This is a genomic window from Colwellia sp. 6M3 (assembly GCF_014077595.1).
Classification (GTDB): Bacteria; Pseudomonadota; Gammaproteobacteria; order Enterobacterales; family Alteromonadaceae; genus Cognaticolwellia.
This window is the reverse complement of sequence record NZ_JACGWF010000144.1, coordinates 1-6,319: the sequence shown is the minus strand read 5'-3', so window position 1 is coordinate 6,319 and position 6,319 is coordinate 1. Positions and strand designations below refer to the sequence as shown.

Genomic DNA, 6,319 nt, shown 5'->3' with positions numbered 1-6,319 from the left:
AAAGGCTGCAAGCCAATTTTCAAACAAAGAACTATTAAAGGTTTGCAAAAACCACCACTTTTGTTTTATATTACCCTGAAATATGAAATTAATTTTCATATTTTCTGTTGTAAAGACAGAAAACAAATTACAGTTATTCTTAATATGGACAGTATAGTACCAATTAAGTAACGCGCTAAGGCTAATACGTAATGAATATATTAGAAAAAATCGCCAATGAGTTAGATACTTTCAGTAAATCTGAACGTAAAGTGGCAGAAGTTATATTATCATCACCTGGTACTGTTATACATGCCAGTATCGCCGCCTTGGCGAAGCAAGCTAATATAAGTGAACCAACCGTTAATCGCTTTTGTCGTCGCCTTGACACAAAAGGTTATCCCGACTTTAAACTCCATTTAGCACAAAGTCTTGCTAATGGTACGCCTTATGTTAACCGTCATGTTGACGAAAATGACTCTGCTGATGAATATACCTCAAAAATATTCGAATCAACAATGGCTAACCTAGAATTAGCGCGTAAAAGCTTAGACACTTCAACGATTAACCGCTCAGTAGATTTGTTAACACAAGCAAATAAAATTTCCTTTTTTGGTTTAGGTGCTTCTGCTGTCGTTGCACATGATGCACAAAATAAGTTTTTTCGCTTTAATGTACCTGTTGTTTATTTCGATGACATATTAATGCAACGTATGAGTGCTATAAATAGTCGCCAAGGTGATGTTGTTGTTGTGATCTCACATACCGGCAGAACTAAAGCATTGGTTGATGTCGCCAGTTTAGCCCGTGAAAACGATGCAACGGTAATAGGTATAACAACGGCAGGCACACCATTAGCTAAAGAGTGTAATTTTGTATTATCAGTAGATGTTGCCGAAGATACCGATCTTTACATGCCTATGGCATCGCGCATTGCACAGCTGACGTTAATTGATTGCTTAGCGACCGGATTCACTCTACGTCGTGGCACAAAGTTTAGAGATAATTTGAAAAAAGTTAAGGACAGTCTGCGTAGCTCACGCTTCGAACGTAAAGACTAATGAGTAGCGACAGGTAAAAACCAAACGCTGTAAAACACATAAAAAATATATAAATTTAAGGATTACAATGCCTAGAAGAACCAAAATTGTCGCGACTTTAGGTCCGGCAACTGACGATAGAAACATATTAAAACAAGTATTGGCTGCAGGTGTAAACGTTGTTAGGTTGAACTTTTCTCACGGTATTCCTCAAGATCATATAGACCGCGCTAATATGGTTCGTGAATTATCAAAAGAACTTGGTATTTATGTTGGTATTTTAGGTGACTTACAAGGTCCAAAAATTCGTGTTTCTACCTTTAAGAATGGTCCAATCAAATTAGCAATAGGAGATAAGTTTGAATTAGACGCTTCAATGGCTAAAGGTGAAGGTTGTCAGGAAAAAGTCGGTATTGATTACAAAAAACTTCCACAAGATGTTATCCCTGGTGATATTTTATTACTTGACGATGGTCGTGTGCAATTACGTGTACTAGAAACTAAAGGCCAATCAGTATTTACCGAAGTTACTGTTGGTGGTCCATTATCAAATAACAAAGGCATTAACCGCCAAGGTGGTGGTCTTACCGCCCCTGCACTTACTGCTAAAGATAAAGAAGATATTAAATTAGCAGCAAAAATTAATGTTGATTTCTTAGCGGTGTCTTTCCCTCGTGATGCAGCAGATATGCGTGAAGCGCGTTTATTAGCACAAGAAGCTGGCTGTGACGCTCGCTTGGTATCTAAAATTGAACGTGCTGAAGCAGTAAATGATAACGAAGTATTAGACGGTATTATTTTAGCCTCTGATGTTGTTATGGTTGCCCGTGGTGATTTAGGTGTTGAGATTGGTGATGCTGCATTAGTTGGTAAGCAAAAACATATTATTGCTCGTAGCCGTCAATTAAACCGTGTGGTTATTACAGCAACACAAATGATGGAAACCATGATTGAACAGCCAATGCCTACGCGTGCTGAAGTTATGGATGTCGCTAATGCTGTGCTTGATGGTACAGATGCGGTTATGCTTTCAGCTGAAACAGCTGCCGGTAAATATCCGATTGAAACCGTAAAAGCCATGGCGAGCGTTTGTATTGGTGCTGAAAAAGAAAGTTCAGTAACCACTTCAAAGCATCGTGTTGAAACTACTTTTACTGAAGTATCAGAAACTATTGCATTGTCTGCGATGTATGCCGCTAATCACTTAGACGGTGTTAAAGCAATAATTGCCTTAACTGAGTCTGGTCATACAACACAAATTATGTCGCGTATTTCTTCAGGCTTACCAATTTACTCATTGTCACGTCACCCTAAAACGTTAACTAAAACGGCTATATATCGTGGTGTTTACCCGGTAGCATTTGACTCTACTGGTGCTATTAATGCTGAAAAAATGGCACAAGACGTAATGTCTGCAGTAGTAAAAGGTTCAGAATTAGTTGCAGGCGATAAAGTTATTCTAACCCACGGTGATTTAATGGAAACTGTTGGGGCAACTAATACGTTAAAAGTACTTACGTTAACTAAAAAGCACTTTGCTTAATATTTTGTAACGTATGACGAAAGCTATTGAGTAAATATCAGTTTTAGTTAATTGGCAATTACTTGTAATAGTACTTAGCATCAATAAAAAAGAGGTAGCATTAAAATGCTACCTCTTTTTTGTCTGATCACTTAAACCTTCATAATATTGTTTAATACTTGTGTCTACATAAATCAGCTTGATAAACTAATGGCCTATTTATATGTCCTAACAGCCACTAATCGTTACTAATTAAGTACTCTAAATCACCGATAACTTTATCGAGTTTTTTATTAATACGTTTACGTTGTTTATCATTTGCTGTTGTGACCATATAAAGAAAAATATTAGCAAAAACTTCACTGTTATTATCAGAAATAGTATTAAGTTGCTCATCTCTTAAACTACGTCCATTGACAAATAAACGGTAAAATTCAAACTTAAATTGATGATCGGGTAAATCACCATTTAGCAGTTGAGCAAACTCGTTAGTCCATTGTTGACGATAAGCCATACGGGGCGTAAAAGAGCGTTGATATTTTTCACTCAGTTTTGTTACTTGATCTTTTTGTTCATCGGTTAATCGACCAAACCATGACTTAAGTTGATCCTTTTGTTCATCACTACGCTCTTCTAGCCATTCTTGCTCATTCAGGTTTTCAAAGTCATCAATATTATCTTGATTATTTTCTTGTAATGCCGTGATTAGTTGCTGTTTTTGACTGTTTGATAAACTAAAAGCTAAAGGCTGCAATTTTGGCTCTGCCGCCATTAAAAAATTTTGCCAATGTTGTATCAGTTGCGCCAGGTTATCTTTAACACGCTGTGCGTTTATATCACCGTTTATGTCGGCTTTAATACTTTTAAGCTGCTGCACATATACAGGTAACTGTGAAGTGCGATGCCAAAGATGTAATTGTTCAAATTCATTATCAAACAGTTGCTGTTGCTGATCTGTCAGGGTGACATAATCATCCAAATACCAGTTTGTCCACCAGTCTAAATGGTTATATACAAACCTAAAACTGCAACCTGAAACAAGTACAGCTAACAATACCCACATTAGCGTTGATTTTATTTTTAACATCTAAAGTAACCTTTTCAAGTTCAACACTACGCAGAATTAAAGTTAGTCATCAAACTTAATTGTTGTTGTTCAAAAAACTGTTGAAGAAAATCAATTAACAAACGCAGTTTTTTTGACGTTGCCGCTCCGGGTGGAAATACACCGTAAACATCAATAGCGTTGAGTTGATAATCATTTAAAACAGTTTCTAATTGCCCTGCTTTGATTTTAGGCCAAGCATCATAAACAGGAATTCGTCCCAAGCCATGACCACCTTCAACAAAGGCTGTTCTTGCACTAGCATTATTGGTCGTTATTGTGCCTTTAATATCAACTGTATAGGTTCGACCTGACTTTTCAAGCGTTAATTTTTGACTGGCAAGCTTATAAACGACCCAGTTATGTTGGTTTAATTCGCTGGGTTTGTTTACACGTCCATGTTTTTTAAAATATTCTGGTGAGCCACAAATGCAAGTAGATAACACGGCAAGCTTGCGTGCTTGTAAACCAGAGTCAGACAAAGGTGCGCCTCTTATGGCTAAATCTATACCTTCTTTAAGAATATTTACCACTTCATCGGTTAACATGACATTTAGCTCAATTTTTGGATAAAGATCTCTAAATTTATTTAGCGCAGGAACAATAGTATGCAAACCGACACTCACCGGACAGGTAATTTTGAGTAAACCTTCAGGTTCATTTTTTACATTTTCTATTTGTTGGTTGGCTGCACTGGCCTGTTGGGCAATGATACGACATCGTTGGTAATAATCACTACCTGCTTGTGTAAGCGCAATAGAGCGTGTTGACCTATTTAATAGTACAACGCCAAGCTGTTGCTCCAATTTTTTAATATGATAGCTAACCACGGCTCGAGAAAGCCCAATATGTTTTGCTGCTGCACTAAAACTACCTTGTTCTACAATATGTGAAAATACCACCATGCTTTTCAGTTGTTCAAAAGATATATCCATTAAATCATCCGTATTAATCATGTAGCCAATAAAACTAATGACACCTATTGTATCAATAATTAAAACAAAGTTATCAATAAACTCTGCATTGTATTAAAAATAATTAAGCCTATAATTTATTCATAGCATGAAGAACATGATTTAAAACGTCGATTAGTTACTAATAATAAAGTACTTAATCAACTTCTACTCCAACAATTAACACGCATTTAACGCGTAGAGAAGATAAAATGACTACAAATAAAAAAGTATTAATGGTTCTTACCTCACATGATCAATTAGGCGATACTGGAGAGAAAACAGGGTTTTGGCTAGAAGAGTTTGCTTCGCCATACTACCAATTAATTGATGCTGGATATAATGTAACTTTAGCCTCACCTTTAGGTGGACAACCGCCATTAGATCCAAAAAGTGCAGAAGCTGATTTTCAAACAGATGCAACACGTCGCTTTGAAAATGACACCACCAATCAAGCCATACTAGCGACAACCATCAAGTTAAACTTAGTTGATGCAAATGATTATGCCGCTGTTTTCTATCCTGGTGGTCATGGTCCAATGTGGGATTTAACTAATGATCAAAACTCAATTGATTTGATCTCAGCATTTATCGAACAAAATAAGCCTGTAGCGGTAGTTTGTCATTCAACGTCTGTATTACTTAATGTTAAAGACAAAGATGGTAACCCTATTGTTAAGGGTAAAAAAGTTGCTGGTTTTACTAATAGCGAAGAAGAAGCCGTGCAGTTAACCGACATAGTGCCATTTTTGCTGGAAGATGAGTTAATTAAGCAAGGTGCAGATTACCAAAAAGGTGACGACTGGGTATCATTCGTTGTTGAAGACAGCGGTATTATTAGTGGTCAAAATCCAGCAAGTTCAAGTGAAGCTGCCGAACGTTTAATTAAAAAACTAAGCTAATTATGAATTTATAGCTCGGTTACGACTTAACATAGCCGAGCTAGTAAAAAGTATTAATTTATTTTAATTTTCGAATAATTCAACATTAAGATAATGACTTTGCATAACGTAAATTAATAATGTTAAAAGTTTAATACGCTAAAATACAAACGCCAGTAGTAAAACTACTGGCGTTTTTTATTTCTTTAAATAAAAGGTATGGGTTAACTTAGCAGACGCTAAATTCCCGTAACCACAGATTAAATGTATCCGCCGTTTTTTCAATGGTTTGATTATTTTGATTGTAAAACCATACTGGAATATCACTGCCAATTTTTTCACAATCTTCATGTTTGAAACAAAACATATTGCCCTTACAATCAGAAGCAAACAAAATATGACCTTTTGGCATCCCGCTCATTTCATACAATTTAGATAAAGAATATACGTCTTCCAGACTTAGGAAGTCTTGAACCTGAGTTAATTCTACTGATAAATCACAGGTTTTTGTCATAACATTGGGTGTATGAAGCAAGCCATAATTAGATAACAAATATTTATATGAGTTAGGTAACGTAACAATCAAACGAGCTTCAAGCTCAGCAATATCTGCAATTGATATAGGGGTCAACGTTTGGTTTTTGCAAAATTCTTCTACAAAACTATCTATAAAGTTATCTTCAGAACTATTGACTAAATCATCGGTACTTCGCACTTATAAACACTCCGAGCTTAAGGCTCTCTAAAATTACATTTTTACATTTTTACATTTTTACATTTTTAAACGAGTTTAATTAATTATCTTTTGAAACATGCTCAAATAAATCAACCAATAATGG

6 protein-coding genes are annotated in these 6,319 nt (G+C 35.9%); 3 read left to right on the top strand and 3 right to left on the bottom strand.

The window, feature by feature from the left end:
* Window positions 1-191: 191 nt before the first annotated feature.
* Window positions 192-1,040 (top strand): MurR/RpiR family transcriptional regulator, encoded by an 849-nt coding sequence (locus tag H4J50_RS18255; protein ID WP_108456148.1) that lies wholly within the window; start codon window positions 192-194, stop codon window positions 1,038-1,040.
* Window positions 1,041-1,107: 67 nt separating this feature from the next.
* Window positions 1,108-2,562, top strand: coding sequence for a pyruvate kinase (gene pyk, locus H4J50_RS18250; RefSeq protein WP_182257598.1), 1,455 nt, complete (start codon window positions 1,108-1,110; stop codon window positions 2,560-2,562).
* Between the two features lie 217 nt (window positions 2,563-2,779).
* On the opposite strand, the gene H4J50_RS18245 is transcribed toward pyk, so the two are convergent.
* Both H4J50_RS18245 and H4J50_RS18240 read right to left on the bottom strand, forming a co-directional pair.
* On the bottom strand, window positions 2,780-3,628 hold the full coding sequence (locus H4J50_RS18245) for a DUF6279 family lipoprotein (RefSeq protein ID WP_182257597.1): 849 nt from the start codon (window positions 3,626-3,628) through the stop codon (window positions 2,780-2,782).
* Window positions 3,629-3,654: 26 nt separating this feature from the next.
* Window positions 3,655-4,581 carry a LysR family transcriptional regulator gene (locus H4J50_RS18240; RefSeq protein ID WP_182257596.1) on the bottom strand — a complete coding sequence of 309 codons (927 nt, stop codon included), beginning with the start codon at window positions 4,579-4,581 and terminating at the stop codon, window positions 3,655-3,657.
* 230 nt (window positions 4,582-4,811) lie between these two features.
* Here H4J50_RS18240 and H4J50_RS18235 point away from each other — a divergent pair, with 230 nt between their 5' ends.
* Window positions 4,812-5,501, top strand: a complete 690-nt coding sequence (locus H4J50_RS18235) for a type 1 glutamine amidotransferase domain-containing protein (protein WP_108456151.1) — start codon at window positions 4,812-4,814, stop codon at window positions 5,499-5,501.
* A gap of 208 nt (window positions 5,502-5,709) precedes the next feature.
* Here the strand turns inward: H4J50_RS18235 and H4J50_RS18230 are convergent, their stop codons facing one another.
* Complete coding sequence (locus H4J50_RS18230; protein WP_310733285.1) at window positions 5,710-6,195, bottom strand: SMI1/KNR4 family protein; 486 nt, start codon at window positions 6,193-6,195, stop codon at window positions 5,710-5,712.
* Window positions 6,196-6,319 lie beyond the last annotated feature (124 nt).

Excerpts from the sequence above, each read along its gene's own strand:
- H4J50_RS18255 (WP_108456148.1), top strand. The coding sequence starts at position 192 with ATGAATATATTAGAAAAAATCGCCAATGAGTTAGATACTTTCAGTAAA.
- pyk (WP_182257598.1), top strand. The coding sequence starts at position 1,108 with ATGCCTAGAAGAACCAAAATTGTCGCGACTTTAGGTCCGGCAACTGAC.
- H4J50_RS18245 (WP_182257597.1), bottom strand. The coding sequence starts at position 3,628 with ATGTTAAAAATAAAATCAACGCTAATGTGGGTATTGTTAGCTGTACTT.
- H4J50_RS18240 (WP_182257596.1), bottom strand. The coding sequence starts at position 4,581 with ATGGATATATCTTTTGAACAACTGAAAAGCATGGTGGTATTTTCACAT.
- H4J50_RS18235 (WP_108456151.1), top strand. The coding sequence starts at position 4,812 with ATGACTACAAATAAAAAAGTATTAATGGTTCTTACCTCACATGATCAA.